This window comes from Mesorhizobium sp. NZP2234, from assembly GCF_013170765.1.
Taxonomy (GTDB): Bacteria; Pseudomonadota; Alphaproteobacteria; order Rhizobiales; family Rhizobiaceae; genus Mesorhizobium; species Mesorhizobium loti_D.
Genome location: NZ_CP033364.1, coordinates 4,249,626 through 4,275,503 on the forward strand (window position 1 = coordinate 4,249,626; position 25,878 = coordinate 4,275,503).

Genomic DNA, 25,878 nt, shown 5'->3' on the forward strand with positions numbered 1-25,878 from the left:
ACAATCCACTCCAACATGGACAAAGGCCGTTTCGATTGGCGCGCGGATTTTTCATCACCTTCGAAGGCGGCGAGGGCGCAGGCAAGTCGACGCAGATCGAGCGGCTGGCAAGGAAGATGCGCGCCAAGAAGTACGATGTCCTCGTCACCCGCGAACCGGGCGGTTCGCCAGGCGCGGAAGCGGTCAGGCATGTGCTGCTTTCGGGCGCCGCGGAGCCATTCGGGCCGAAGATGGAAGCACTGCTCTTCGCAGCCGCCCGTTCCGACCATGTCGAACAGGTCATCAGGCCCGCGGTCGAGCATGGCTCCATCGTTCTTTGCGACCGCTTCCTGGATTCTTCGCGCGTCTACCAGGGCGTCACCGGCGGAATCGACCCGGCATTCATGGCTACGCTCGAACAGGTCGCCATCAACGGCATGATGCCCGACATCACGCTGGTCTTCGATATCGATCCGGCCGAGGGCCTCCGGCGCGCGACCCTGCGGCGCGGCAGCGACGCCGGCGCCGACCGCTTCGAAAAGGAGACGCTGGCCATCCATCAGGCCCGGCGCGAAGCCTTCCTGGCGATCGCCGCGGCCGAGCCGGAGCGCTGCATCGTCGTCGACGCATCCGCCGATCCCGATACGGTGGAGCATGTCGTCACCGCCGCCGTGTTCGCGGCACTGGAGGCGAGGGCGCCCGCGCGCAACAGGCAGGCCGCACCGGTATGATCTTCGAACGCATCGCGCCGGAACAGCATGATACGCTGGACGGCGTGCCCGAGCCGGCCGAAACGCCTCGCCTGGTCGGGCACGGACAGGCCGCCGAGATGCTTGCCGCCGCCTATCGATCCGGAAAGCTGCCACATGCGCTGATCTTCGCGGGGCCGGTCGGCATCGGCAAGGCGACGCTGGCCTTCCATCTTGCGCATCACCTGTTGAAGCACCCAGACTTCGCACAGGCGCCGGAAAGCCTTGCCGTTCCCGATCCGGCCTCGTCGCTGTTTCGCCAGATCGCGACCGGAGCGCATCCGGGCGTACTGCATCTGACCCGGCCGCTGAACGACAAGACCAAGAGCTTCAAGACCGTCGTCACGGTCGACGAAATCCGCCGGGTCAGCCGCTTCCTGTCGATGACCTCGCATGACGGCAGCTACCGGGTGGTAATCGTCGATCCAGCCGACGACATGAATGCCAACGCCGCCAATGCCTTGCTCAAAAATCTTGAGGAGCCGCCGGCCCGAACGCTGTTCATTCTCATCGTTCATGCGCCGGGCAGCCTGCTGCCGACGATCCGCTCGCGCTGCCAAGTGGTGCGCCTGACACCGCTCGGCGCCAACGAGTTGCTGGCGGTGCTGGAGACCGCGGAGCCGCCGCCACCGGACGATCCGGCCGCCCGGGCAGCGCTGGTCGAACGGGCAGGGGGCAGTGTGCGCAATGCAATCCTGCTGACGCAATATGGCGGGCTGGAAATCGCCCAGACACTCGATGCGCTGGTGGCGGCCGGAAGGACCGATATCGGCGGAGCCTATCGGCTCGCGGAAGGCGTCGCCGGCCGCGACCAGGCGACTCAGTTCGATATCTTCAACCGCCGCGCGCTCGACCTGTTGTCGGATGCCGCAAGCCAGGCAGCGCTGTCAGGCGACCTCGCACGAGCGAAAACGCTGTCGGACACTTGGCATGAGGCGCTGGACGCGATATCTGAGACCGACACCTACAATCTCGACAAGAAGCAGCACGCCTTGACCATGATCGACCGCCTGAATTCTGCGATGCGAATGTGACGGCCTTTTGGTGCATGCCGTTGGCCCAAAACCGGGGCCACTTTTGGGCGGCATGCATCGGCACCGGGATGGCAATCGCCATTCCGATGCGATATCCACCGCCACGGCTTCCATTCAGACATTCATGACGGTTCATTCATGTCACGCGACACATTCTACATCACGACCGCGATTTCCTATCCGAACGGCAAGCCGCATATCGGCCATGCCTACGAACTGATCGCCACCGACGCGCTGGCGCGCTTCCAGCGGCTCGACGGCAAGCAGGTCTTCTTCCTCACCGGGACTGACGAGCACGGCATCAAGATGCTGCAGACGGCGAAGCGCGAAGGCATTTCGGCGCGCGAACTGGCCGATCGCAACGCGGCCGATTTCAAGCGCATGGCGATCGCGCTCAACGCCTCTAATGACGATTTCATCCGCACCACGGAAGAACGGCACTACGCGTCCTCGCAGGCGATCTGGAAGGCGATGGATGCCAATGGCGATATCTACAAGGGCGGCTATGCCGGCTGGTACTCGGTGCGCGACGAAGCCTATTACGGCGAGGAGGAGACGGAGGTCCGTCCCGACAATGTCCGGTACGGGCCGCAAGGAACGCCGGTCGAATGGGTCGAGGAAGAGAGTTACTTCTTCCGTCTCTCGGCCTACCAGGACAAGCTCATTGCCCTTTACGAAAGTCAGCCCGACTTCATCGGCCCGGCGGAGCGACGCAACGAGGTGATGAGCTTCGTCAAGTCGGGGCTGAAGGACCTGTCAATCTCGCGCACCACCTTTGACTGGGGCGTGCCGGTGCCGGGCGACGAGAAGCACGTCATGTATGTCTGGGTCGACGCCCTGACAAACTACATCACCGGCGTCGGCTATCCCGATGAAAATGATGGGAAATGGCGTTTCTGGCCGGCCGACGCCCACATCATCGGCAAGGACATTGTGCGCTTCCATGCGGTTTACTGGCCGGCCTTTCTGATGTCGGCCGGCATCCCGCTGCCGAAGCGCGTCTTCGGCCATGGCTTCCTGTTCAACCGCGGCGAGAAGATGTCGAAATCAGTCGGCAACGTCATCGACCCATTCACCATGGTCGAGCATTACGGTCTCGACCAAGTGCGCTATTTCTTCCTGCGCGAAGTGCCGTTCGGCCAGGACGGCAGCTACAGCCATGAAGCGATCGTCAACCGCACCAACGCCGACCTCGCCAACGGCCTCGGCAATCTGGCGCAGCGCTCGCTGTCGATGATCGCCAAGAACTGTGGCGGCGTGGTGCCGAAGCGCGGAGACCTGACCGATGCCGATAGCACGATCCTGGATCAGGCGGTGGCCGCTCTGGCCATCGCGCGCAAGGCCATGGCCGAGCAAGGCATCCATCTGGCGCTGGCGGCGATCTTCGCCGTGGTGTCGGAAGCTGATCGCTATTTCGCCGGGCAGGAGCCATGGGCCCTGAAGAAGACCAATCCGGAACGCATGGAAACGGTGCTGTGGACGACAGCCGAAGTGGTGCGGCGCTTGGCGGTGATGTGCCAGCCCTACATTCCAGGTTCGGCGACGAAGCTGCTCGACCTGCTGGCGGTGCCGGCGGACCAGCGTAACTTCGAGCATGTCCACGCCGACTATGCGCTTGTGCCCAGCACGGCACTACCCATGCCGGAAGGCGTATTTCCGCGTTACGTCGAACAGCCAGGCGCGAACGCCTGATGCTCGTTGACAGCCATTGCCACCTGGACTTTCCAGATTTCGCCGAGGAGCGGGCGGCCATTGTCGCCCGCGCCAAAGCGGCCGGTATCGGCCGCATGGTGACGATCTCGACGCGCGTAAAGCGGTTTCAGCAAATCCTTGAAATCACTGAAACTTTTGATGAGGTTTACTGCTCGGTCGGCACCCATCCGCATAATGCCGCCGAAGAACTCGATGTCACCGCATCGGACCTTGTTCGTCTTGCCGATCACCCGAAGGTGGTGGCGATCGGCGAGGCGGGGCTCGATTACTTCTACGACAAGGCGCCGCGCGATGCGCAGGCGCAGGGCTTTCGCAATCACATCGCGGCGGCTCGCGAGACCGGGCTGCCGCTGGTCATCCATTCGCGCGATGCCGATGACGACATGGCGGCCATTCTCGAGGACGAAACAGGGAAGGGCGTCTTCCCCTTCATCCTGCACTGTTTTTCCTCCGGACGCCGGCTGGCCGAGGTGGGCGTCTCGCTCGGCGGCTGTGTGTCGTTCTCGGGCATCCTGACCTTCAAGAACTCTGCCGAATTGCGCGCCGTCGCCGCCGACGTGCCGCATGACCGGCTGCTCGTCGAAACCGACGCGCCATACCTGGCGCCGATCCCATTCCGCGGCAAGCGTAATGAGCCGGCCTATGTCGCGCACACCGCCAAGGTGCTGGCGGAGACGATTGGTGTCAGCGAAGCTGAAATCGCCGATCTGACGACGAACAATTTCTTCCGGCTGTTCGGCAAGATGCCGCGACCTGCCGATCTGAGCGCCTGATCGATGACTGACCGGCTGCGCCTGACCATCCTTGGCTGCGGCTCGTCGCCAGGTACGCCGCGCATCACCGGCGACTGGGGCAATTGCGACCCGGACAACCCGAAGAACCGGCGCATGCGTACGGCCGTTCTGGTTGAACGGATCGCATCGAATGGCAACCGCACGACCGTCGTCATCGACACTGGGCCCGATTTCCGCCAGCAGATGCTGATGGCCTCTGTCAGGCGCATTAACGCGGCCGTCTACACGCATCCGCACGCCGATCACATCCACGGCATCGACGACCTGCGCGGCTTCGTCCTCGATCAGCGCCAGCGGATCGATATTCACGCCGACGAGCCGACAATGCTGCGGCTGCGCCAGGCGTTCGGCTACTGCTTCGAGACACCACCCGGCAGTTCCTATCCGCCGATCGTCAATGCCCATATCATCGACCACGCAAAGCCTGTGGTGATCGAAGGAGAGGGGGGGGCCCTCACCCTTGAACCATTGCCGCAGGTCCATGGCGACATCATCTCGCTCGGGTTTCGCATTGGAGCCCTGGCCTATTGCCCTGACATCAGCGACTTTCCCGACGCCACCGCCGAGCGGCTGTGCGGCCTGGAGATGCTGGTCATCGACGCGTTGCAGTACAAAACCCACCCCAGCCATCTGTCACTCGGCCAGGCGCTCGGCTGGATCGAGAAGCTGGCGCCGAGGAATGCCGTGCTGACCCACATGCACGTGCCGCTCGACTATGCCACCGTAATGGCCGAGACGCCGGCCAACGTAGCGCCTGCCTATGACGGCATGATGATCGAAATCCCTTATGAATCAGCACGATAGATCGATTCTCTCGCGAACCGCAGGTCATGAAATCGTTCGAGCTGGGGTAGAAGCCGGAAAGCCTAGCTAGACCTTTCGGGCATGGAGGTTCCGTGGCAATCGGCGCGGCAAGGCTGACCAAGGCTGATGCAGGCCGAGGCTTTTTCAGCTGGAAGGCCGCAGCCATGAGCGAACGTGACTGACTGGCCCATGGCCACGACGATCTGGTGAGGAAATCCAGGTCGGATGGCGGTGGCATCTGGGCTGCCTCATCTGTCGGTAAGCGCACCGTATGCCGTGCACCGTGGAGCAACATCGCGCTGATTTCCTGCGGCAAACCGGCCTGGCGCCATCAGCGTCGTATCCGGCCGGATTCCGGCCTGCGGTCCTCATTGTCGCGCTGCTCACGTCCGTAAGTTCCATAATCTATCTTATGCGACTTTCAGACATGGCGGTTGCTTCGTATCGCCTTGACATCGATGTACCCCTTTACGCCGCCCTGAAGTCAGCTCGAGCATCCATGTACGCAGATGGACTTGGCCCGCTTTTCATCATCGTCCTTCGCCAGGCCTCTTGCTCGGCGTTTATCAAGGCCAGTTCCCAAACACAGGCGATGACAGGTCTCTTCACCGTATCCATGGGCTCGATGGCCGCATACAGCTTCCTGTAGATATGCTGGCAAAGCACCGAGCCCTGTATCCACCAGTGGGCCGAGATGGAGACGCCGAGCTCGCCAGGATGAATGATGACAAAGCCCATGCCATTGTCGTCGCCCTCATCCGCCACACGCGGCAGAACGTCCTGTCGCACGAATGACTGCGCCAGGGTCACCATCGGCCTATCGACCTTCTTGTTGTCCGCCACCAGACCATAGACTTTGAGCTTGAGACCACCGATGTCCCATTGGCCCAAATTTGAAACACCGCGTGGATGGTAGATCTCGATTGTTGCAGGGTTCATTGCTCACTCCAGTCACTCAAAGTTTGACTTAGGCGCCCCCGATCGGTCGGCGCAACCCCGTTCGAACTTGGCTGCAACCGTCCAGGTGTCGCGTCGGCTCGGCTGGTGATTTCGGTGGTGGTATCGAACCGATGAAGCAACTAGCCTACCCCAAGCCGCTGACGCGCTGGAACGCATATTCAGGACCATCGAAGAATGACCGCATCCTTTCTCGGCCTTCCCGATCGCCTCGCCGACGGCCGCACGCCCCGTGCGGTGATCTTCGGAGCCGGTCATGGCAGCACCTATCCCGGCAAGGACAGCAGCGGCCATGCCTTGGCCGCCGACGCCATACGCGCAGCCAGCCAGGGTGATGCTCCGCTCGTCGAGCACTGGGATTTCGATCTCGGCGGTCCGTTGTTCGACGGCAAGCCGGTCTGCTGCGTCGACGCCGGCGACATCTCGACCATCCTGCACGACAAAGCCGGCAACCGTGCCCGGATCGAGGCGAAGACGCGCGAGGTCCTGGCCTTGCCGGCCATACCGATCCTGCTTGGCGGTGACGATTCCGTCGTCATTCCGTTCCTTGCCGGCTTTGCCGATCACGGACCGGTCTGGATCCTGCAGATCGATGCCCATATCGACTGGCGCGACGAGGTGCATGGCGAGCGCTACGGCTATTCGAGCCCGATGCGGCGGGCGAGCGAGATGGCACATGTCGCGGGCATGGTGCAGGTCGGCCTGCGCAGCGTCGGCAGTGCACGCCTCGCTGAAATCGAAGCGGCGCGGCACTATGGCAGCCGTTTCGTCACCGCCCGCGAAATTCATGCACAAGGCGTGGAAGCGGCGCTCAGGCATATTCCGGAAGGCGCGAGGGTCGTCGTCACCTTCGACTGCGATAGCCTTGATCCCGGCATCATGCCGGGCGTGGCGGCGCGTACGCCCGGCGGCCTCACCTACACGCAGGTGATCGACCTGATCGCGGGCCTCGGCAAGCGGGCCAGGATCGCGGGATTCGACCTTGTCGAACTCTATCCGCCCGCCGATGTCGACGGAATGTCGGCCCTGACCGCCGCGCGCCTTCTCGTCAATGTGATCGGCGCAATCGTCCGGCAGGTTTGAGAACCGGCTTTCCTCTGATCACCGCCGCCCCTGCTCCAGGCTGATCCGGTACCCCAGAGAACGCTTCGCTCCCGGCTCGATCAGCATCACGCCAGGTTTCTCGCTGAACTCGCCGTCGAAATCGGCCGGGCTTGCAATGCCGTGCCAAGGTTCGATGCACAGGAACGGCGCGCCGCCCGGCTTGGACCAGATTCCCAGTTCCTCTGCACCCTGCCATGACATTTCGATCGCAGGACCATGGTCGGCGGCGTAGCGCACCCTGGTGCTGGCGGGGCTGTCCAGAATGACGGCGTCGTCATCGAACAGGCGTTCGGACAGTGGAAGCGTCTTGCCTTCGATGGGTGTCGGCCGCGCTACCGGGAGCAAAAGGCCATCCTTCAGCCGGCGGATCGGCGCTGGCTCGGCCTCCGCAAAGGTCAGCCGATATGCCTCCTTGGGCAATTCCGGCAGCAATGGCCAGTTGAATGCCGGATGCGCGCCGATCGAAGCGGGCAATGGCTCGTCGCCGGTGTTGGTGATCTCGAAGGTCACGCCAAGCTGCTGGCGGTCGAGCGCGTAGGTCACGGCGAGGCGGAAGGAGAAGGGGTAGCGTGTGCGCGTGTCGGCGTCGTCGGTGAGGATCAGCGTGCAGGACCGAGGCCCCCTCTCCTCCCAGGTGAACGGCTTGTCGCGGGCGAAGCCGTGCTGCGTCATCGGATAGGTGCGGCCGCGATGGCGCAGTTGGTCGCCCTTCAGCCTTCCGACGATCGGGAACAGCACCGGCGAATGGCGCCGCCACTCTGGACCGGCCTGCCACAGGAACTCAAAGCCTTGCGCATCCCGCAGCGAAACCAGTTCGGCGCCCTGCCCGACTATGACAGCCGAGATGCCGTCGCCACGAAGCGTTTGGCTGTCCTGTGCCATATGTCCTCGCGGGCCGGCGTTGAAGCTGGCGGCAGACTAGCAAAAGCTCCCGGGGACTCAAGCCGGGTCTTGTCGGAACGGATTGGGCCGGAACGAATTGTGGCCGGAGGATCTCTCCTCCGGCCACCTCTCCGCATCAAGGGCGAGAACCCCACCCTTGCCCACAGCGGACAGTCGTTACTCCCGTTCGCCGGTGAAATTCAGCAGCAGTTGGAAGATGTTGATGAAGTTCAGGTAGAGTGAGAAGGCGCCGAAGACGGCGAGCTTCTGGCGCGATTCCGCGTCGAAATTCTCGGCATACTGTTCCTTGATCGTCTGCGTGTCCCAGGCGGTCAGGCCGATGAAGACGGCGATGCCGATCACCGAGATGGCAAACTGCAGCGCGGTCGAGCCAAGGAAGATGTTGACGATGCTGGCGATCACCACGCCGATCAGGCCCATGATCAGGAACGACGAGAACTGCGTCAGGTCGCGCCTGGTCGTGTAGCCATAGAGGCTGGTGGCGCCGAACATGGTGGCGGCGATGAAGAAGGTGCGCGCGATGCTGGTTCCGGTGAAGACCAGGAACACGGAGGCGAGCGACAGGCCCATCACCGCGCAGAAGGCCCAGAACATCATCTGGGCGCTGGCCGCCGACATGGTCTGCATCTTGAACGAAAACAGCATGACGAAGGCGAGCGGCGCCAGCATCACCACCCACTTCAGCGGGCTGGAGAAGATCGGCACGTAGAGCGCCGGCGTCGACGACACCAAGAAGGCGACAAGGCCGGTGACCACGAGGCCAAGGCCCATATAGTTGTAGACGCGCAGCATGTGCTGACGCAGGCCCTCGTCAAAGACGGCCCCGGTTTGGGCGCCGGTGCCAACGCGATATCCCAGATTGGGCGTGTTCATCTGCAGTCTCCTTTGGATCGGTCAGTAAAGTGTTCTGGCGAGCGTCTCGGCGGCGCGGTCGAGGTCATGAACTCCACTCTTCGCGACCACCGCGTAGGCAACCTCGCCGATCTGAAAATAGGCCGAGGAAATATCGCCCGAGGGCGCGACGGTCGGCTTGACCACGTCGAAGGTTCCCGGCCGGATGGCAAACAGCGACACCAGGCCCATATCCTTGGTGTCGACAGCCATCTCGACGCTCGGGCCGAAGCGCGACGGATAGATCTGCACGTCGCGCACCTTCCAGTCCTTTGGCAGCGACGGCATGACGATCGCCGTGGCGGCGCGGATCTCTCCGGCGTTGTAATTGGGCGCTTCCGGCTGCGAGGGCATGGCTTCGCGCACCAGCGTCGTCCTGTGCGCCCGCACCGCCTCGTCGACATAAGCGGGCGGCTGCGGCGAAGCGACGACCTTGGTCACGGACATCGGGCCAATGATACCGTTCGCCAGCCAGCCGGCGGCAACGAAGGCGGCAACGGCGGCAGCGCGCTGCAACACGCCGAAGATGCGGCCGCGGGCAAGCCCCCTCTCCAGACGTCGCGCCGCGTCAGCGGTCGCCGGCCGCGCCATGCCCTTGGAGCCGGCGAGCGCCACGCGCAGTTCGTCGCGGGTCCGCAGATCCGACATCACGCGTGCGGCAGCCTCCGGACGCGTGGACAGGAATGCTTCCACCTCGATGCGGCGGGCGACGTCCAGTTGCTCGTCGACATAGGCGTCGAGGTCGGTGTCCGTAACGGGGTCGACAAGAGCGGTCATTGCTCACCTCCCACGATCCTGAGATGATTCTTGCCGCGCCCCGGGGCGGCGTCTTCCATCTGGCGCAAGGCGGCGCGCGCCCTGCCGATGCGCGACATCAGAGTACCTAGCGGCACGCCCGTGGCATTGGCCGCCTGCTGATAGGAAAGCCCTTCGATGGCGACCAGATGCAGCGCCGAACGCTGCTCTTCCGGCAGGTTGAAAAAGGCTTCCCGCACCTGCGCCAGGCGTACCGAATGCTCCTGCGGCGCTGGCGTGGCGGCGTCGGCGAGGTATCCTGCCTGTTCGATGCGCGCCGCTTCCGAGCGGCGCGAGCGCATGCGGTCGACAAAGGCGTTGTGGACGATCGAGAGCAGCCACGCCCGCAGGTTTCCGCCGGAGCGGAAAGTGCCGCGTCGCTCATAGGCGCGCACCAGCGCGTCATGCACAAGATCCTCGGCATCCACACTGTCGCGCGTCAGCGACTGCGCGTAGCGCCGCAGTGATCCGAGCTGTCCTATGATGTCAAAGCGTGGCATCGACCGTTTCATGCCCTGTTTACGGAGCATGTGGGGATTTTAATCCCGACCTCGCCATTTTTCTTCGACGGGCTCTTCGGAGGATCGCATTTGCGCCCCTTCGCCCGCCCGGCCCTCAGGGGCGAAGTGGTTTTGCCGGTTTGGGCATGGTCACGCCGCAGGCGCGCAACACCCATCTGCGGCCGTCGCTGCGAAAATCGGTGATGCTCAGCGGCTCGATGTCGATCTTCCAGCTGGCGGCAAGCGGGGCACCAAGAACATGCAGGATCGCTGTGCGAATGACGCTGGCATGGGTCAGCGCGATCGTATGGCCACGCTCGGCGATTAGCCGGTTCATCAAGTCGGAGGCCCGATGGGCAACGTCGGCCAGCGACTCGCCGCCGTGCGGCGCTGCATTTGGGTCTGCGAGCCAAGCAGCGATATCCTCTGGCTGCTCCGCCTGCACCTCCTCAAATCTCTTGCCGGCCCAGCTTCCATGATCCTGGTCCGCCAAAAGCGGTTCGGCCGATGCCTCCAACCCCAGCGCCTCGGCGGTCTGCCGAGCGCGAAGCGCGGGCGCCGTCCACACGCGGTCGGCACGGCGCAAGGTCCCGCGCAGGGCCTTCGCCAGCGTCAGCGATCGCGGCTCCAGCGGCTCGTCCGATGGGAACGCCCCCAGGCGTGTCGCGGCCGTGGCGCCGTTGCAGATCATCGTCAGCCTTACAAGCATGAACCAGTCATCCCTAAGCCGCTTTCGAAGCGGCGCATACGCAGCGATTAGAATAGCGGCTATCGTTTCGATCGAAAGGCCACACTCCTGGGTGCCGCCCTCTGTTTCGCATAACTAAAACCGCTGGTGCATCACGCTCGATTTGCGTATCACTCCGCCGCGCCAACGGAACCATAGTGATGTTTGAAGACCTGCAGCCAGCTCCCGCCGACAAGATCCTGGCCCTGATCGGCCTTTATCGCGCCGACCCACGCCCCAACAAGGTCGACCTCGGCGTTGGCGTCTACAAGGATCGCGACGGCAAGACGCCGGTGATGCGCGCAGTGCGCGAGGCCGAAAAGCGGCTGCTGAACAGCCAGGACACCAAGACCTATCTTGGGTTGGCCGGTGATGTCGGCTTCAACGCGGTGATGGCGAAGCTCGCCTTCGGCCAAGGCGCGGACATGACGCGCATCCGGGCGGCACAGGCGCCTGGTGGCTCCGGCGCCCTGCGCCTGGTGGCGGAGTTGCTGAAGCGGACGCGTTCGGATGCCACCGTCTGGCTGTCGGACCCGACCTGGCCGAACCACATGCCGGTGATGCGTGCCGCCGGCCTGCAGATCCGTGAATACCCCTATTTCGATGCGGCCTCGGGCGCGGTTCGTTTCGACGACATGCTGGCGGCGTTGCGCACGGCCAAGAGCGGCGACGTGGTGCTGCTGCATGGCTGCTGCCACAACCCGACCGGCGCCAACCTCGATGCGTCGCAGTGGGAGGCCGTCACCGCTCTCGTCGTCGAGCGCGGTCTGCTGCCGTTCGTCGACATCGCCTATCAGGGCTTTGGCGACGGCCTCGAGGCCGATGCCCTCGGCTTGCGCCTGCTGGCGGCGAAAGTTCCGGAAATGGTCGTCGCCTCCAGCTGCTCGAAGAATTTTGCCGTCTACCGCGACCGTGTCGGCGCGGCGATGGTCCTGGCCAAGGATGGCGCGCAGGCCGATGTGGCGATGAGCCAGATGCTGTCGGCGGCGCGCGCCATGTATTCGATGCCGCCGGACCATGGCGCGGCGGCCGTGCGTATCGTCCTGGAAGACGCCACCTTGCGTGCCGACTGGGAAGCCGAGCTGGAAGAGATGCGCCTGCGCATGCTTCGGCTTCGCGTGCAGTTCGCCGAGGCATTGCGCCGGCAATCCAACTCCGACCGCTTCGACTTCGTTGCCAGCCATCGCGGCATGTTCTCGCGACTTGGCCTCACGGAGGAGCAGGTCGAGCGGCTGCGCACCGAACATGGCGTCTACATGGTCGGCGACAGCCGCATCAATGTCGCGGGTTTACCCGAGGACGGCATGGATGACCTAGCCAAGGCCATCGTCTCCGTACTCGACTGAAGCGGCTCAGCTGTGGACAAGGCGCTCTCGCCGGCTGACAACATTGGCCGCGCGTCGGGCCGCAGGATAGCATCGCGGCATGACGCCATCGAAAGACATTTCGCGCCTGATCGAGATCATGGCGGCGCTGCGCGCGCCGAAGACAGGCTGTCCATGGGACATCGAGCAGGATTTCTCGACTATCGCCCCCTACACGATCGAGGAAGCCTATGAGGTGGCGGATGCCATCGCCCGTGGTGATCTCGATGACCTGCGCGACGAGCTCGGCGATCTCCTGCTGCAGGTCGTTTATCATGCGCAAATGGCCGAGGAAGCCGGTGAATTCGGCTTCCCGGATGTGGTCCAGGCAATCACGACGAAAATGATCCGTCGCCACCCGCATGTCTTCGGCGACGAGAAGGCCCGCAGCGCCGGCATGGCCAAGGGCATGTGGGAAAAGATCAAGGCACAGGAGAAGGCGGAGAAGCGACAAGCACGCCTCGCGCGCGGCCTCGACCCGGAGGACAATGGCAAGGGGTTCCTGGACAGCGTTCCGGTCGCCCTGCCCGCTTTGACGCGGGCGCTGAAACTTCAGGAGAAAGCTGCCCGTGTCGGCTTCGACTGGAGCGAGGCGGCCCCCATCCTTGACAAGATCGAGGAAGAGATCGGCGAGCTGCGCGAGGCGCTGGCCAAGGGCGAGACGGCCGCGATCCAGGACGAGTTCGGCGACATGCTGTTCGCCGTCGTTAATCTCGGACGGCATCTCAAGCTCGATTCGGAAGCGGCGCTGAGCGGCACGAATGAAAAATTCCGCTCACGCTTCCATTATGTCGAGCAGGCCCTGGAAAAGTCGGGCAATACGCTTGAAAGGGCCACCCTGGCCGAGATGGAAGCGCTCTGGCAGGAAGCGAAGCGCGCGAAGTAGGCCTGTCAACCGGCAACCCCGGACGGAAAGCGCTGCATGCTTTCCTGGAATTTCTCTGGGCTACCCGTTGTTTTTACGACGCAATCGGCTCTCGATCTCTTCGCGCGCGCTTTGGGTGGCCTTGAGCGAGATGGTGGCGCTCCCGTCGTCATTGTCGGTACGCGAAACGACATCGCCATTCCGGTAAAGCCAATCGACAAGACCGAACTGCGCCGGCTCGATCGTCACCGTCAGGTCTTCGAGCTCTCCCGCCATTCGCGTCTCGATGAGCGCCTTCAGCGCGTCGATGCCCTCGCCGGTCACCGCTGACACGGCGATTGGCGGCCCCTTGCCGCCGCCGGCGGCATCGGCGAGCAGCCGGCTCCTGTTGCCTTCGTCCAGCAGATCGACCTTGTTCCAGACCTCGATCACACGCTTGGTATCACTGGCGTCGACGCCGAGGTCGGCCAGGATGCGCTCTACATCCTCTGCCTGTGCGGCCGTGTCGGGATCGGAGATATCGCGCAGATGGATGACGAGATCGGCCTCGACCACCTCTTCCAGCGTCGCGCGAAAAGCCGCGATCAGATGCGTCGGCAGGTCCGAGATGAAACCGACCGTGTCCGACAGGATAATCGGCGTGCCATGCGGCAGGCGAACGCGGCGCAGCGTCGGGTCGAGCGTGGCGAACAGCATGTCCTGCGCCAGTACATCCGCTCCGGTCAGCCTGTTGAACAGTGTCGACTTGCCGGCATTGGTGTAGCCGACGATCGCCACCACCGGGAAAGGCACCTTCTTGCGCTTGGCGCGGTGCAGGTCGCGGGTACGACGAACCGTTTCCAGCTCGTGCTTCAGCTTGATGATCTTTTCCTGCAACTGCCGCCGGTCTGATTCGATCTGGGTTTCGCCGGGGCCGCCGAGGAAGCCGGCACCGCCGCGCTGACGTTCAAGGTGGGTCCAGCTGCGGACAAGGCGGCCTTTCTGGTAGTTGAGATGGGCAAGTTCGACCTGCAGCGTGCCTTCCTTGGTGCGGGCGCGCTCGCCGAAGATCTCGAGGATCAACCCGGTGCGGTCGAGCACCTTGGCATGCAGCTCTTTCTCAAGATTGCGCTGCTGCACCGGGGTCAGGGGATGGTCGACGATGACCAGCTCCGCGTCCTTCTTCTTGACGATCTCGGCGAACTCTTCGACCTTGCCGCTGCCGAGCAAGGTCGCGGGGCGTGGGTCGTTGACGGTCACGACAGCCGTATGGACGGGGTCGAGATTGATGGCCCGGGCAAGGCCGACCGCCTCGTCGTGGCGGGCTTCAGCCGACCGCGTCAACCGAGGACGGTTGGTATCGTCGTCGCCGCGCGGCTGGCGGGTAAGCACAGGTACAATGACGACAGCCCGGGTCGGCCCCTTGGCTTCCGTCCCGGGATGATGCGCTGGTTTTCCGCGAACCGTAGCGTCCGCGTCTTTCTCACGTGCCAATCAGGCGCCCTGGCTTTCCTCGCCATCGAACATCTGAACCGGCTGGCTCGGCATGATCGTGGAAATGGCGTGCTTGTAGACGAGCTGGGAGTGACCGTCGCGGCGCAGCAGCACACAAAAATTGTCGAACGAAGTGACCACGCCGGTCAGCTTCACGCCGTTGATGAGGAAGATGGTGAGCGGGTTCTTGCTCTTGCGAACTGAATTCAGGAACAGGTCCTGAAGGTTTTGCGATCGTTCCGCCATTGTTCTTGTCTTTCGCCGATCCCCTTCGGTTTGCTAGCCAATGCGCCAAATTGTCGGGCACATGTCAAGCGCGCAAACACCGTCTTGTCGTCAGTAACGACAAGCAGAACGAGATATATTGATGTTCATTCCACCTGTGCGGTTATCAGGCTGGACTTTTTTCCGCAACGTCAAAAAAGGCTTGCCGCAACGAAAGTGTTATTGAGCCGGGATGTCCATTGGCGACCGGATCGCCGTCGATCGATACGACCGGCATGGCAATCGTGGTCGCGGAACTGATGAAAGCCTCGCGCGCCGTCTTTGCCTCGGCAACCGAAAAACCGCGCTCCTCGATCTTCAGGCCGAGCTTTGCCGCCACCTCAAACATGGTCGTGCGGGTGATGCCGCGCAGGATGCCATGATCGGCCGGCCTGGTGACCAGGACGCCGTCCCTGGTCACGATCCAGGCATTCGACGACCCGCCTTCCTTGACGTTGCCGTCGGTGTCGACGAACCATGCCTCCTGGGCCCCCGCTTCCTTGGCCTTCTGCTTGGCCAATACGTTGGGCAGCAGTCCGACGCTCTTGATGTCAACCCGGTCCCAGCGATTCTCGGGCACGGTGATGACCGCGATACCTGTTTCGGCTCGCTTTGTGCCGGCGGCGGGGTCGGCCTTCTTGGCTGTCACGACCAGGGACGGCTTGGTGTCCGCCGACGGGAAGACAAAGTCACGGCTTGCGACACCGCGCGTCACCTGGACATAGACCAGACCGTTGGCGACATGGTTGCGGTTGACCACTTCGCGCAGGATGAGCGGCAGCACGTTGCGCGCGACCGGCCAGGCGATCGAGAGTTCGGTCAGCGAGCGGTTCAGCCGAGCGAGGTGGCGCGGCATGTCGACGATGAAGCCGCGCGCCACTTCGCAGACCTCATAGACACCGTCGGCGAATTGATAGCCGCGATCCTCGATATGCACGGAAGCGTCCGCGTGAGCGACGTAGCGCCCGTTGACATAGGCAATGCGCGGCATTGGCGACCCCTGGAGAACTCTCGGGCTTTCTTATGCGATTCCGCCTTGGCCGTAACCGGCAAATGCTTGGCCCAGGCGTGGCTGAACAGACATCGCGCCTGTCAGACGCCCAGCGACTTCAGCTTGCGGTGCAGGGCCGAGCGTTCCATGCCGATGAACTCGGCCGTCTTCGAGATGTTGCCGCCAAAGCGGTTGATCTGGGCGATGAGATAGTCCTTCTCGAACTGTTCACGCGCCTCGCGCAGCGGCAGCGCCATGATGTGCTGGTCGGACTGATTCGGCGTGCGCGGCATGACATCGCCGATCTCGGACGGCAGAAGATCCGCGGTGATCGGCGCATCGACGTCGTCGCCCCGCGCCAGGATCATCAGGCGCTCGACATTGTTGCGCAGCTGGCGCACGTTCCCCGGCCAGTTGTGCGCCTGCAGCACGGCCAGCGCGTCGTCGCCGATGCGACGCGGCTTGATACCGGCCTGGCGGGCGATCTGCTTCATGAAATTGTCGACGAGATAGGGAATATCCTCGCGCCGCTCGGCCAGTCCCGGCACCATCACGGGAACCACCGCCAGGCGATGATAGAGATCCTCGCGGAAACGGCCGTCGGCGATCATGGCTTCCAGGTTCTGCGAGGTCGAGGAGATAATGCGGACGTCGACCTTGACCCGTTTGGTGCCCCCAACCCGCTCGAACTGCTGCTCGACCAGAACGCGCAGGATCTTGTTCTGCGTCTCGCGCGGCATGTCGGCCACTTCGTCGATGTAGAGGATGCCGCGATGGGCCTCCTCCAGCGCGCCGACCTTACGCTCGACACCGTTCGATTCGGTGCCGAACAGTTCGATCTCCATGCGCTCCGGCGTTATGTTGGCGGCGCTCAGCGTCACGAACGGCGCGCCCTTGCGCGCCGACAGCGTGTGGATGGCGCGCGCCGCCAGTTCCTTGCCCGAGCCGGACGGACCGATGATCATGACACGGCTGTTGGTCGGCGCGACGCGCTCGATGGTCTGGCGCAGCTGGCTCATCGCCGACGACATGCCGATCAGGTCGAAGGTCTCGCCGCTGCGCTGCTTGAGGTCGGAGACCTCGCGCCGCAGTTTCGAGGTTTCCAGCGCCCGCTCGGCAATGAGGATCAGCCTGTCGGCCTTGAAAGGCTTCTCGATGAAATCGTAGGCGCCGCGACGGATGGCGGAGACCGCCGTTTCGATGTTTCCGTGGCCGGAGATCATCACCACCGGCAAGGTGGGGTGCATGGTCTTGATCTCGTCCAGCAGCGCCAACCCGTCCAGACGCGAGCCCTGCAGCCAGATGTCGAGGAAAATCAACCTCGGCGCACGATCGGCTATGGCAGCCAGCGCGCTGTCGGCGTCGAACGCCGTGCGGGTTTCGTGACCTTCGTCGCTCAGGATGCCTGCGACGAGCTCGCGGATGTCTTCCTCGTCATCGACGATGAGAATATCAGACGCCATTACCGACCTTTTCAGTTTCTCTTTCGTGTTCCGTTTTGGCCTCACCGCGCGGCGGCGTGGCGGCCGCGGGCGGCAGAATGATGCTGATCATCGCGCCGCGCCCGCCATGGAAGTCCGCAGGTGCATCATGAAGTTCCAGCCTGCCGCCATGGTCCTCCACGATCTTCTTGACGATAGCGAGACCAAGCCCGGTGCCCTTCTCTCGTGTGGTCATATAGGGCTCGAGCAGCCGTTGGCGATTCTCCCGCGGCAGGCCTTTGCCATTGTCGATGACGTCGATTCGAATCGCGCCATTCTGACGTCCGGCTTGAATCCGGATTATGCCGTGCGAACCATCCTTCTGTTCCAGTCCATCGATCGCTTCGGCGGCGTTCTTGATCACATTGCCGAAAGCCTGCGCCAGAAGGCGGCTGTCGAACGTACCCTTGAGCGGTTCGTTGCCAAATATCCGCTCGAAGGTGATGTCGGCGCGGCTGACTTCGACCAGGAACGAAGCCTCGCGCAGCGATTCGCGCAGATCGATGGCCTTCATCTCCGGCTTGGGCATGCGCGCGAAGGCGGAGAATTCGTCGACCATGCGGCCAATATCCTCGACCTGCCGTATGATGGTGTCGGTGCATTGGTCGAAAACCTCGCGGTCCTCGGTGATGACCTTGCCGTAACGGCGCTTGATGCGTTCGGCCGAAAGCTGGATCGGCGTCAGCGGGTTCTTGATCTCGTGGGCGATGCGGCGCGCCACGTCGGCCCAGGCGGAAGAACGCTGTGCCTGGACCAGATCGGTAATATCGTCGACCGTCACGACGTAGGATTTCTCCTCCGAGCCGTCGTCACCGGCCTCGATGGTGATCTGCACGTTGAAGGTGCGCTCGGTGCCGGCGCGGAAGAACGTCACCTGCTCGCGATAGACAGGCTTGCCCGACTGGCGGCCGATCTCGAAGACGCGGCCGACATGCGGCAGGATGGCGGAAAGGTTCTGCCCGAGCGCGGCATTGGCGGAAATGGCCAGCATCGATTCGGCCGAACGGTTGACGATGGTGATGATGCCATAGGGATCGACGCCGATGACGCCGGCGGTGACACCGGCAAGCACGGCTTCGGAAAAGCGCCGCCGCTCGTCGATCAGGTCCTTTGCCGACAGGATCTCGTTGCGTTGCGATTTGAGCTCGAGCAGCATCTTGTTGAAGGTGTCGCCGAGCGAGGCGACATCGCCATCGGAAGGCCTGACGGGGACAGCGACGTCGAGATTGCCTGTGGCTACCTCGTCGGCGGCACCGATGAGCTGGCGAATCGGCCGCACAAGACGGTCTGCGACGGCAATGCCGGTCCAGATCGCCGACAGGATGATGATCAGGGTCAGCGACAGATAGGGCAACGCGAAGGCCACTTGCGAGGTGCGCCTGTTGTCTTCGAGATTGCGGTACTCGTCCGTGTTGGACCTAACGATCTGCCGCGCCTTGATCACCTCGGGATCGACCAATCGGATGGTGTAGAGATAGAGGCCCTCGATCTCACGCAGCTTGACGATGGCGCCCATGATGTTGCGGGTGCGCGGTTCTATCAGCACCGGTCTGCCGTCGGTGGCGCTGCTGACTGAGCCTTCAGGCGGTTCCGGCATGGCGAAATCGGCATCGGTCTGGGCGCTCATGACGAATGAGCCGTCGGGCTTGATCAGCGCCGCGTGGGCTAGCGACCGGCCTACCGCCTCCTTGTTGAGGAGGTCGAGAAAGCCCGTCCGGTCAAGGCCGTAGAGCGTGCGCGACGCATCGAGGTCATAGGCCATCGACAGCGTGGTGCCTTGCAGATTGCGGGCGTTTTCCTGGACATAGGCATCGGCGATCGACAGCGAGGAATTGACGATCGTCTTTGTGCGAATCTCGAACCAGCGGTCGAGGCCGATATCGAGCGTGATCGAGGCGATGATCGCCACCATGATGGCGGGAATGGCGGCAACCAGCGCGAACATCGCAACGATGCGCACATGCAGCCGCGAGGCCGCCTTGCCGTGCCGGCGCGCCATCACTATGCGATGCACCTCGCGTCCGACCAGGGCGCTGAGGAAGAGCACGAAAGCGGCGTTGAGCGCGATCAGCGCCCAGGTCGTCCTGGCGTCAGGCGCGATCGGCGTCGCGCCGACCAGGATGGTGAAGGAGATGGCCGCCATGACCAGCGCGCCGACAACCGCCACCACGCCGGGCAGCGCCAGCAAGCGGCGCCTATCGCGCGCGCCGGGTTCGCTGAAGAGCGGTTGGTTGAGTACAGGTGCCTGCGGAGCCATGTCACCGTCTTGGAGCCAATGATTGCGTCCGATCTATGCAACGCATTGTGGCGATTATGCAACAAGTGTGACAATGGCGGAAATCTTTCGCCTCGCGGTCCCCTGAAAAGAGCGGGATCGGATCAGCGCTCAGGCTGGCCGCGACGATTTATAGACATTGACGCCGAGTTCGCGAATCTTCTTGCGCAGCGTGTTACGGTTCAGGCCCAGCAGCTCCGCCGCCTTGATCTGGTTGCCGCGAGTCGCCGTCATCGAGGCCAGGACCAGCGGATATTCGACTTCGGACAGGATGCGCTGATAGAGCCCGGCAGGCGGCAATTCGCCGGCAAACGAGGCGAAATAGCGCTGCAGGAAATGCTCAACCGCCTGGCCGATGGAGAGGTCGTCGGGGATGAGGTTTCCACCGCCGGGGACCACGGGCCGTTCCCCGGTCTTGAGCTCCGCCTCGATGATCTCGGCGGAAATCTCGTCCTGCGAATAGAGGGCGGCCAGCCGGCGAACGAGGTTTTCCAGTTCGCGCACGTTGCCTGGCCATGGGTAACGCTTCATCAGTTCGATGCCGCCGGAGGAGATGCGCTTGGTCTGCAGCCCCTCCATCTCGCCAAGCTTGAAGAAGTGGCGCACGAGGTCTGGCACGTCCTCCGACCGCTCGCGCAATGCCGGCAGTCTCAGCGGCACGACGTTGAGGCGGTAGAACAGATCCTCGCGGAACAGTCCCTGGTTGATCAGGGTGCGCAGATCCTTGTTGGTGGCCGCGACAATGCGCACGTCGGTCTTGATCGGCGTACGGCCGCCGACCGTTGTGTATTCGCCCTGCTGGAGGACGCGCAGCAGGCGCGTCTGCGCCTCCATCGGCATGTCGCCGATCTCGTCGAGGAACAGCGTTCCGCCCTCGGCTTGCTCGAAACGGCCGGTGGAGCGGTTCTGGGCGCCGGTGAAAGCGCCCTTCTCGTGCCCGAACAGCTCCGATTCGATCAGGTCGCGCGGAATCGCCGCCATGTTGATGGCAACGAACGGGCCGCCGCGACGGCGGCCATACTCATGCAGCGCACGCGCCACCAGTTCCTTGCCGGTGCCGGACTCACCCGAGATCATCACCGTCAGGTCGGTCTGCATCATGCGCGCCAGCATGCGGTAGATGTCCTGCATGGCCGCCGAACGGCCGACCAGCGGCATCGTTTCAGGCTGCTCATCCGGCCGCGCATCGATCTTCGGCCGTCTTGGCTCCGACAGCGCCCGGTTGACGATGTTGAGGAGCTCGGTCAGGTCGAACGGCTTTGGCAGATATTCGTAGGCGCCGGTTTCGGACGCGCGAATCGCCGTCATGAACGTGTTCTGGGCGCTCATGACGATGACGGGCAGCTCCGGCCGCGCCTTCTTGATGCGCGGCAGCATGTCGAACGCGTTTTCGTCCGGCATCACCACGTCGGTGATGACGAGGTCGCCCTCACCCGCCGCCACCCAGCGCCACAAGGTCGAGGCGTTGGAGGTCACGCGCACCTCATGGCCGACGCGAGAGAGGGCCTGATTGAGCACGGTGCGGATCGCCGCATCGTCATCGGCGACGAGAATATTGCCGCGGGCGGTCATTTGCGGTCTCCTTCGCCGTCTTCATCGGCACCGAATGGCGTTTCCTTCCAGGCCGGCATCAGGATGCGGAAGGTGGTTCCGCGCGGGGTCGAGTCGCATTCGATGATGCCGCCATGCTCGCCGACGATCTTGGCGACGAGCGCCAGCCCCAGCCCCGAGCCGTTCGGCTTGGTGGTGATGAAGGGATCGAACAGGATCGGCAGGATGTCCTCCGATACGCCGGAGCCATTGTCGCGCACGCAGAATTCCAGCGGCAGCGATACGCGGTCCTGCGTGCCCGGAACCGAAACGCGGATGCCCGGCCGGAAGGCGGTGGACAGCACGATCTCCCCATGCGGGTCGCTGCCGATCGCCTCAGCGGCGTTCTTGACCAGGTTCAGGAACACCTGGATCAGCTGGTCGCGGTTGGCGAATACCGGAGGCAATGATGGATCATAGTCCTCCAATATCCTGATTTTCTTTGCAAAACCGTTCTTGGCGATCGCCTTGACGTGGTCGAGCACGACATGGATGTTGACGGGGTAACGGTCGATCGGCCGCTCGTCGGAAAACACCTCCATGCGATCGACCAGCGACACGATACGGTCCGTCTCGTCGGTGATCAGCCGGGTCAGCGCGCGATCTTCATCGGAGGCGGACAGTTCGAGTAACTGGGCGGCACCGCGGATGCCGGAGAGCGGGTTTTTGATCTCATGGGCAAGCATCGCCGCCAGGCCGGTCACCGAGCGCGCCGCACCACGATGCGTCATCTGCCGGTCGATCTTGTCGGCCATCGAGCGTTCCTGGAACATGACCACGACGGAGCCCGGGAATTCCGGCACCGGCGCGACATAGAGATCGACGACCTTCTCGATGCCGAGGCGTGGCGACGACACATCGACGCGATACTCGTTGACCGGAGCCCGGCGCTCGCGCACCTGATCGACAAGGGTCAGCAGCGGACTGCCGAAGGGGATCAGCTTGGACAGCGTGTTGCGCGCCAGCATGGTCGCGCTGGAGCGAAAGAAGTCCTCGGCATCGGCGTTGGCGAAGGTGATGAACCCCTCCTCGCTGATCATGATCACCGGACGCCGGATGGTGTTGAGAACGATCTGGGCGGCATCCGCCATTTCAGCGACCTGGCCTGCGGTGGCGTTCATGCGGCGCTCCTCAGGATCAAGGGTTGCGGATCGCGCGAGAAGACATTTCGCAGCAAGGCAATGACGCGGGCCGGCTCGAACGTGGTCAGGATGGCTTTCCGGTCGTCGTCGGCAACGCCAACGGCATGGCGATCGAGATACCAGCCCAGATGCTTGCGCGCCTGCCGCAAGCCGCTCTCGACACCATAAAGCGTCAGCATGTCCTCGTAGTGGGCGACGATATAGTCGGCCAATGCCGCGGGGTCCTGCGGTACGTTGACCGCCGTTTCACCTGCCGCCGCGGCTGCGATGCCACCGGCGGTCCAGGGCGCGCCGTAATGCGCGCGGCCGACCATCACAGCATCGGCGCAGGATTGCTCGAGAATGGTGGCCGCTTCGGCCGGGGAGCAGACGTCACCGTTGGCAACCACGGGAATCGACACCGCTTCCTTGACGCGGGCGATGGCACGCCAGTCGGCCTTGCCCTGATAGAACTGGCAGCGCGTGCGACCGTGCACCGTCACCATGCTGACGCCCGCCTCCTCGGCACGGCGCGCAAGGACGGGCGCATTGAGCGCACCTTCGTCCCAGCCCAGCCGCATCTTGACGGTCACCGGCACCTTGACCGCGCCGACCACGGCCTCGATCAGCGACAGCGCATGATCAAGGTCGAGCATCAATGCCGAACCGGCATAGCCGCCGGTAACCTTCTTGGCCGGGCAGCCCATGTTGATGTCGATGATGTCGGCGCCCTCGCCGGCGGCGATCCGCGCGCCTTCGGCCATATGGACCGCCTCGCGGCCCGCAAGCTGCACCATATGGACGGGCAGGCCGGAATGTCGTATGCGCAGGTCGAAGCCGGCCCTGCCCTTGGCAAGTTCGCCACTTGCCACCATTTCGGACACGACAAGGCCGGCGCCATGGCCATGGGCGCGCTGCCGGAAAGGCTCGTCTGTAATGCCCGACATCGGCGCGAGGAACACGCGATTGCGGATTTCCACGCCGCCGACGTCGAGAGACGCGGCCAATTTGGTCAGGTTAACCATGCACAAAAACCAAGCACATCCATTCGTTGCACATTCTCTAGCCAGAACCGCCGCAATGTGCAACGCGGAATGACGCCACATTAAGGCGCAATTGGGAAAATGCCGGCCTTCGGTTTTGTCGCGACCCCAGGCGCCCTGCGTCCTTGAGGATGCGTCGGGGGACACTTTGGAATTCATATTTGACGCACGATCTTTTCGGAAAACCAATTACACTTTTGGGGATCGTGCGCTAAGCCAATCGCCATGACTGACGGAAGTGAGAACTCGGGCGCGACAGGTGGGGTTGCGGTGGTGATCGTCGCCGCCGGCCGCGGCGCTCGTGCCGGGCAGGCCAACGGACCCAAGCAGTACCAGAACATCGGCGACCGCGCCGTCATTGCGCATACGCTGGAGATGTTTCTTGCCCATCCGCGAACCGGTCAGATCGTCGTCGCCATCCACGCCGACGATCACGAACTGTTCCGGCAAGCGGCGGGCGCCCAGGCCCAGCGTGTCATCGCCGTCATTGGCGGACCGACCAGGCAGGAGTCCGTCCGGCTCGGGCTGCTGGCGCTGAAGGGCCATGCGCCAGACCATGTCCTGATTCACGATGCGGTCCGCCCTTTCGTCGACGCGGACTTGATCGACCGCACCATCGCCGCCATCGGCGAATACGAGGGGGCGTTGCCTGCCCTGCCCGTCGCCGACACGCTGAAGCGCGAGTCGGCATCCGGCGTCGTCGCGGAAACCGTTTCCCGCAGCGGGCTGCACGCGGCGCAAACACCGCAAGGTTTTCCCTACGGGCCGATCCTTGCCGCGCACGACAAGGCCCATCAGCTGGGCAAGCTCGATTTCACCGATGACGCGGCCATCGCCGAATGGGCGCATATTCCGGTCAAGCTCGTTCCGGGCTCGCCGGACAATGTCAAACTCACCTGGGCACGGGACATCGCCATGGCGCACCAGCGACTTTCCAGCGAACGAACGCACTTCCCCGACATCCGCACCGGCAACGGCTATGATGTCCATGCCTTCGAGCCTGGCGATCACGTGACCCTGTGCGGCGTCGCCATTCCGCACGACAAGAAATTGTCCGGCCATTCCGACGCCGATGTCGGCCTGCACGCCTTGACCGATGCGCTGCTGGCGACCTGCGGCGCCGGCGACATCGGCACGCATTTTCCGCCGTCCGATCCTCAGTGGAAGGGTGCCGCGTCCCGAATATTCGTCGAACATGCGGCGAAAGTGGTGCGCGAGCGCGGCGGACGCATCGCCAATGCCGACATCACGCTGATCTGTGAAGCGCCGCGCGTTGGCCCGCACCGCGAGACGATGACATCGGCCCTTTCGCGGATGCTGGGGATTTCCGCCGACCGCATCTCGATCAAGGCGACGACCAACGAAAGACTCGGCTTCGTCGGCCGCGAGGAAGGCATTGCGGCGATTGCCACCGCCAGCGTGGTCTTTCCCGGCGAGGTGCCGGAATGAACAACGGTGAGCTGGCAATTGCCCTGTTCGAGGCCTGCCGCGAGCGCGGCATCATGGTGGCGACGGCGGAAAGCTGCACCGGCGGCATGATCATTGCCGCGCTGACCGACATTGCAGGCTCCTCCGCCGTGGTCGATCGCGGCTTCATCACCTATTCCAACGAAGCCAAGATGGACATGCTTGGCGTTTCCGCCGCCACGCTCGACGCGCATGGCGCGGTTTCCCGCGAGACAGCGATCGAGATGGCGGCCGGTGCGCTTTCCCGCTCGCGCGCAGGGTTGACCCTGGCGGTTACCGGGATCGCCGGGCCCGGCGGCGGTTCGGCGGAAAAACCCGTCGGCCTGGTCTGGTTTAGCGTCGGCCTTGCTGGCCAAACGGTGACCGCCGAACGCCAGCTGTTCGCCGACAAGGGCCGTGCTTTCATCCGCCGCGAAACGGTCAGGCACGCCTTGGAGTTGGGCCTGCGAGCGCTTGGCCAGCATCAGGCCGACGGCGCAACCCCATAGACGGCGTCGGCGCGCTTTTCGAAAGCCTCGGCGAACATGCGAAAGGCGCGGTCGAACATGGTGCCCATCACCGCGCCGAGGATGCGGCTCTTGAACTCATAGTCGATGAAGAAGCGGACGGCACAGCCGGCTCCATCGGGCTCGAAGCGCCAGACATTGCTCAGATATTTGAACGGGCCGTCGATGTACTTCACGTCGATGGCGTTCTCGTCGGGCTTCAGCAGCACCTGCGTCGTGAAGGTTTCGCGGATGGCCTTGTAGCCGATGCTCATGTCGGCGACGAGAACGGTACGCCCATCACGCTCCTTGCGCGAGCGCACCGTCAGCGCTTCGCAAAGCGGCAGGAATTGCGGATAGGCCTCGACATCGGCAACCAGCGCGAACATCTGCTGCGGCGTATGGGTAACGCGGCGGGTGGCTTCGAATTTCGGCATGAACGGCTCTAGAGCGGGTCGCGTCGAAACGGATTCATGCGACACGCTTCAGAATCTTCGTTTTTATGCATG

The 25,878-nt window shown here is 63.5% G+C and carries 25 protein-coding genes; 10 read left to right on the plus strand and 15 right to left on the minus strand.

Translation table 11 applies throughout. From position 1 onward, the window contains the following. Window positions 1-35: 35 nt before the first annotated feature. The 5 genes from tmk to EB230_RS20915 all read left to right on the plus strand — a co-directional run bounded on the left by tmk (window position 36) and on the right by EB230_RS20915 (window position 5,073). A complete protein-coding gene (gene tmk / locus EB230_RS20895; RefSeq protein ID WP_056577315.1) occupies window positions 36-710 on the plus strand; it encodes a dTMP kinase in 675 nt (224 codons plus the stop codon). Next, entirely contained in the window at window positions 707-1,762 is a 1,056-nt protein-coding gene (locus EB230_RS20900) for a DNA polymerase III subunit delta' (RefSeq protein WP_172373877.1), read from the plus strand. Before tmk ends, EB230_RS20900 begins: the two co-directional genes overlap by 4 nt. Window positions 1,763-1,900: 138 nt before the next feature. Beyond that, window positions 1,901-3,454 (plus strand): methionine--tRNA ligase, encoded by a 1,554-nt coding sequence (gene metG, locus EB230_RS20905; protein ID WP_172373879.1) that lies wholly within the window; start codon window positions 1,901-1,903, stop codon window positions 3,452-3,454. Beyond that, window positions 3,454-4,248 (plus strand): TatD family hydrolase, encoded by a 795-nt coding sequence (locus EB230_RS20910; protein ID WP_172373882.1) that lies wholly within the window; start codon window positions 3,454-3,456, stop codon window positions 4,246-4,248. Before metG ends, EB230_RS20910 begins: the two co-directional genes overlap by 1 nt. A gap of 3 nt (window positions 4,249-4,251) precedes the next feature. Next, a complete protein-coding gene (locus EB230_RS20915; RefSeq protein ID WP_056577326.1) occupies window positions 4,252-5,073 on the plus strand; it encodes an MBL fold metallo-hydrolase in 822 nt (273 codons plus the stop codon). Window positions 5,074-5,541: 468 nt separating this feature from the next. Here EB230_RS20915 and EB230_RS32710 read toward each other — a convergent pair whose 3' ends face one another. Next, on the minus strand, window positions 5,542-6,012 hold the full coding sequence (locus tag EB230_RS32710; RefSeq protein ID WP_172373884.1) for a hypothetical protein: 471 nt from the start codon (window positions 6,010-6,012) through the stop codon (window positions 5,542-5,544). Window positions 6,013-6,207: 195 nt separating this feature from the next. Between EB230_RS32710 and EB230_RS20925 the strand changes: the two genes are divergently transcribed. After that, window positions 6,208-7,113, plus strand: coding sequence for an agmatinase (locus EB230_RS20925; RefSeq protein ID WP_172373886.1), 906 nt, complete (start codon window positions 6,208-6,210; stop codon window positions 7,111-7,113). Between the two features lie 18 nt (window positions 7,114-7,131). Here EB230_RS20925 and EB230_RS20930 read toward each other — a convergent pair whose 3' ends face one another. The 5 genes from EB230_RS20930 to EB230_RS20950 form a co-directional block, all read right to left on the minus strand. Next, a complete protein-coding gene (locus tag EB230_RS20930) occupies window positions 7,132-8,016 on the minus strand; it encodes an aldose 1-epimerase family protein (protein ID WP_172373888.1) in 885 nt (294 codons plus the stop codon). A gap of 177 nt (window positions 8,017-8,193) precedes the next feature. Continuing rightward, window positions 8,194-8,910, minus strand: coding sequence for a Bax inhibitor-1/YccA family protein (locus EB230_RS20935; protein ID WP_056577346.1), 717 nt, complete (start codon window positions 8,908-8,910; stop codon window positions 8,194-8,196). Window positions 8,911-8,931: 21 nt separating this feature from the next. Beyond that, window positions 8,932-9,705, minus strand: a complete 774-nt coding sequence (locus EB230_RS20940; protein WP_056577349.1) for an anti-sigma factor — start codon at window positions 9,703-9,705, stop codon at window positions 8,932-8,934. Then, window positions 9,702-10,253, minus strand: a complete 552-nt coding sequence (locus EB230_RS20945) for a sigma-70 family RNA polymerase sigma factor (protein ID WP_172373897.1) — start codon at window positions 10,251-10,253, stop codon at window positions 9,702-9,704. The genes EB230_RS20940 and EB230_RS20945 overlap by 4 nt, the downstream gene beginning before the upstream one ends. Before the next feature lie 85 nt (window positions 10,254-10,338). Beyond that, on the minus strand, window positions 10,339-10,932 hold the full coding sequence (locus EB230_RS20950; protein WP_056577356.1) for a histidine phosphatase family protein: 594 nt from the start codon (window positions 10,930-10,932) through the stop codon (window positions 10,339-10,341). A 179-nt stretch (window positions 10,933-11,111) separates the two neighbouring features. Between EB230_RS20950 and EB230_RS20955 the strand changes: the two genes are divergently transcribed. Together EB230_RS20955 and mazG are read left to right on the plus strand one after the other, a co-directional pair. Further along, window positions 11,112-12,296: an amino acid aminotransferase gene (locus EB230_RS20955; RefSeq protein ID WP_172373898.1), complete on the plus strand. Its 1,185-nt coding sequence runs from the start codon at window positions 11,112-11,114 to the stop codon at window positions 12,294-12,296. Window positions 12,297-12,375: 79 nt separating this feature from the next. After that, window positions 12,376-13,200: a nucleoside triphosphate pyrophosphohydrolase gene (mazG, locus tag EB230_RS20960; protein WP_172373899.1), complete on the plus strand. Its 825-nt coding sequence runs from the start codon at window positions 12,376-12,378 to the stop codon at window positions 13,198-13,200. A gap of 60 nt (window positions 13,201-13,260) precedes the next feature. Here the strand turns inward: mazG and hflX are convergent, their stop codons facing one another. The 8 genes from hflX to dusB all read right to left on the minus strand — a co-directional run bounded on the left by hflX (window position 13,261) and on the right by dusB (window position 23,399). Next, window positions 13,261-14,652 (minus strand): GTPase HflX, encoded by a 1,392-nt coding sequence (hflX, locus tag EB230_RS20965; protein ID WP_172373900.1) that lies wholly within the window; start codon window positions 14,650-14,652, stop codon window positions 13,261-13,263. Further along, the gene (gene hfq / locus EB230_RS20970; RefSeq protein ID WP_006202172.1) at window positions 14,653-14,898 is read right to left on the minus strand and encodes an RNA chaperone Hfq; all 246 of its coding nucleotides are present in this window, start codon (window positions 14,896-14,898) and stop codon (window positions 14,653-14,655) included. It lies immediately after the preceding gene. Window positions 14,899-15,043: 145 nt separating this feature from the next. Further along, window positions 15,044-15,907 (minus strand): D-amino-acid transaminase, encoded by an 864-nt coding sequence (locus tag EB230_RS20975; protein ID WP_056577368.1) that lies wholly within the window; start codon window positions 15,905-15,907, stop codon window positions 15,044-15,046. Window positions 15,908-16,008: 101 nt separating this feature from the next. Beyond that, on the minus strand, window positions 16,009-17,370 hold the full coding sequence (locus tag EB230_RS20980) for a sigma-54 dependent transcriptional regulator (RefSeq protein ID WP_010909346.1): 1,362 nt from the start codon (window positions 17,368-17,370) through the stop codon (window positions 16,009-16,011). Beyond that, window positions 17,360-19,645, minus strand: a complete 2,286-nt coding sequence (locus EB230_RS20985) for a PAS domain-containing sensor histidine kinase (RefSeq protein ID WP_056577371.1) — start codon at window positions 19,643-19,645, stop codon at window positions 17,360-17,362. The genes EB230_RS20980 and EB230_RS20985 overlap by 11 nt, the downstream gene beginning before the upstream one ends. Window positions 19,646-19,774: 129 nt before the next feature. Continuing rightward, window positions 19,775-21,235, minus strand: coding sequence for a nitrogen regulation protein NR(I) (gene ntrC, locus EB230_RS20990; RefSeq protein ID WP_172373901.1), 1,461 nt, complete (start codon window positions 21,233-21,235; stop codon window positions 19,775-19,777). Beyond that, complete coding sequence (locus EB230_RS20995; RefSeq protein WP_056577376.1) at window positions 21,232-22,374, minus strand: nitrogen regulation protein NR(II); 1,143 nt, start codon at window positions 22,372-22,374, stop codon at window positions 21,232-21,234. The genes ntrC and EB230_RS20995 overlap by 4 nt, the downstream gene beginning before the upstream one ends. Beyond that, window positions 22,371-23,399 (minus strand): tRNA dihydrouridine synthase DusB, encoded by a 1,029-nt coding sequence (gene dusB / locus EB230_RS21000; RefSeq protein WP_172373902.1) that lies wholly within the window; start codon window positions 23,397-23,399, stop codon window positions 22,371-22,373. The genes EB230_RS20995 and dusB overlap by 4 nt, the downstream gene beginning before the upstream one ends. Before the next feature lie 243 nt (window positions 23,400-23,642). Here dusB and EB230_RS21005 point away from each other — a divergent pair, with 243 nt between their 5' ends. Beyond that, window positions 23,643-24,866 carry a bifunctional 2-C-methyl-D-erythritol 4-phosphate cytidylyltransferase/2-C-methyl-D-erythritol 2,4-cyclodiphosphate synthase gene (locus EB230_RS21005; protein WP_172373903.1) on the plus strand — a complete coding sequence of 408 codons (1,224 nt, stop codon included), beginning with the start codon at window positions 23,643-23,645 and terminating at the stop codon, window positions 24,864-24,866. Then, window positions 24,863-25,372: a CinA family protein gene (locus tag EB230_RS21010; protein WP_056577384.1), complete on the plus strand. Its 510-nt coding sequence runs from the start codon at window positions 24,863-24,865 to the stop codon at window positions 25,370-25,372. The genes EB230_RS21005 and EB230_RS21010 overlap by 4 nt, the downstream gene beginning before the upstream one ends. On the opposite strand, the gene EB230_RS21015 is transcribed toward EB230_RS21010, so the two are convergent. Next, window positions 25,348-25,806 carry a type II toxin-antitoxin system RatA family toxin gene (locus tag EB230_RS21015; protein ID WP_056577387.1) on the minus strand — a complete coding sequence of 153 codons (459 nt, stop codon included), beginning with the start codon at window positions 25,804-25,806 and terminating at the stop codon, window positions 25,348-25,350. The genes EB230_RS21010 and EB230_RS21015 overlap by 25 nt on opposite strands. Between the last annotated feature and the right edge of the window lie 72 nt (window positions 25,807-25,878).

Excerpts from the sequence above, each read along its gene's own strand:
- EB230_RS20900 (WP_172373877.1), top strand. The coding sequence starts at position 707 with ATGATCTTCGAACGCATCGCGCCGGAACAGCATGATACGCTGGACGGC.
- metG (WP_172373879.1), top strand. The coding sequence starts at position 1,901 with ATGTCACGCGACACATTCTACATCACGACCGCGATTTCCTATCCGAAC.
- EB230_RS20910 (WP_172373882.1), top strand. The coding sequence starts at position 3,454 with ATGCTCGTTGACAGCCATTGCCACCTGGACTTTCCAGATTTCGCCGAG.
- EB230_RS20915 (WP_056577326.1), top strand. The coding sequence starts at position 4,252 with ATGACTGACCGGCTGCGCCTGACCATCCTTGGCTGCGGCTCGTCGCCA.
- EB230_RS32710 (WP_172373884.1), bottom strand. The coding sequence starts at position 6,012 with ATGAACCCTGCAACAATCGAGATCTACCATCCACGCGGTGTTTCAAAT.
- EB230_RS20925 (WP_172373886.1), top strand. The coding sequence starts at position 6,208 with ATGACCGCATCCTTTCTCGGCCTTCCCGATCGCCTCGCCGACGGCCGC.
- EB230_RS20930 (WP_172373888.1), bottom strand. The coding sequence starts at position 8,016 with ATGGCACAGGACAGCCAAACGCTTCGTGGCGACGGCATCTCGGCTGTC.
- EB230_RS20935 (WP_056577346.1), bottom strand. The coding sequence starts at position 8,910 with ATGAACACGCCCAATCTGGGATATCGCGTTGGCACCGGCGCCCAAACC.
- EB230_RS20940 (WP_056577349.1), bottom strand. The coding sequence starts at position 9,705 with ATGACCGCTCTTGTCGACCCCGTTACGGACACCGACCTCGACGCCTAT.
- EB230_RS20945 (WP_172373897.1), bottom strand. The coding sequence starts at position 10,253 with ATGCTCCGTAAACAGGGCATGAAACGGTCGATGCCACGCTTTGACATC.
- EB230_RS20950 (WP_056577356.1), bottom strand. The coding sequence starts at position 10,932 with ATGCTTGTAAGGCTGACGATGATCTGCAACGGCGCCACGGCCGCGACA.
- EB230_RS20955 (WP_172373898.1), top strand. The coding sequence starts at position 11,112 with ATGTTTGAAGACCTGCAGCCAGCTCCCGCCGACAAGATCCTGGCCCTG.
- mazG (WP_172373899.1), top strand. The coding sequence starts at position 12,376 with ATGACGCCATCGAAAGACATTTCGCGCCTGATCGAGATCATGGCGGCG.
- hfq (WP_006202172.1), bottom strand. The coding sequence starts at position 14,898 with ATGGCGGAACGATCGCAAAACCTTCAGGACCTGTTCCTGAATTCAGTT.
- EB230_RS20975 (WP_056577368.1), bottom strand. The coding sequence starts at position 15,907 with ATGCCGCGCATTGCCTATGTCAACGGGCGCTACGTCGCTCACGCGGAC.
- EB230_RS20980 (WP_010909346.1), bottom strand. The coding sequence starts at position 17,370 with ATGGCGTCTGATATTCTCATCGTCGATGACGAGGAAGACATCCGCGAG.
- EB230_RS20985 (WP_056577371.1), bottom strand. The coding sequence starts at position 19,645 with ATGGCTCCGCAGGCACCTGTACTCAACCAACCGCTCTTCAGCGAACCC.
- ntrC (WP_172373901.1), bottom strand. The coding sequence starts at position 21,235 with ATGACCGCCCGCGGCAATATTCTCGTCGCCGATGACGATGCGGCGATC.
- EB230_RS20995 (WP_056577376.1), bottom strand. The coding sequence starts at position 22,374 with ATGAACGCCACCGCAGGCCAGGTCGCTGAAATGGCGGATGCCGCCCAG.
- dusB (WP_172373902.1), bottom strand. The coding sequence starts at position 23,399 with ATGGTTAACCTGACCAAATTGGCCGCGTCTCTCGACGTCGGCGGCGTG.
- EB230_RS21005 (WP_172373903.1), top strand. The coding sequence starts at position 23,643 with ATGACTGACGGAAGTGAGAACTCGGGCGCGACAGGTGGGGTTGCGGTG.
- EB230_RS21010 (WP_056577384.1), top strand. The coding sequence starts at position 24,863 with ATGAACAACGGTGAGCTGGCAATTGCCCTGTTCGAGGCCTGCCGCGAG.
- EB230_RS21015 (WP_056577387.1), bottom strand. The coding sequence starts at position 25,806 with ATGCCGAAATTCGAAGCCACCCGCCGCGTTACCCATACGCCGCAGCAG.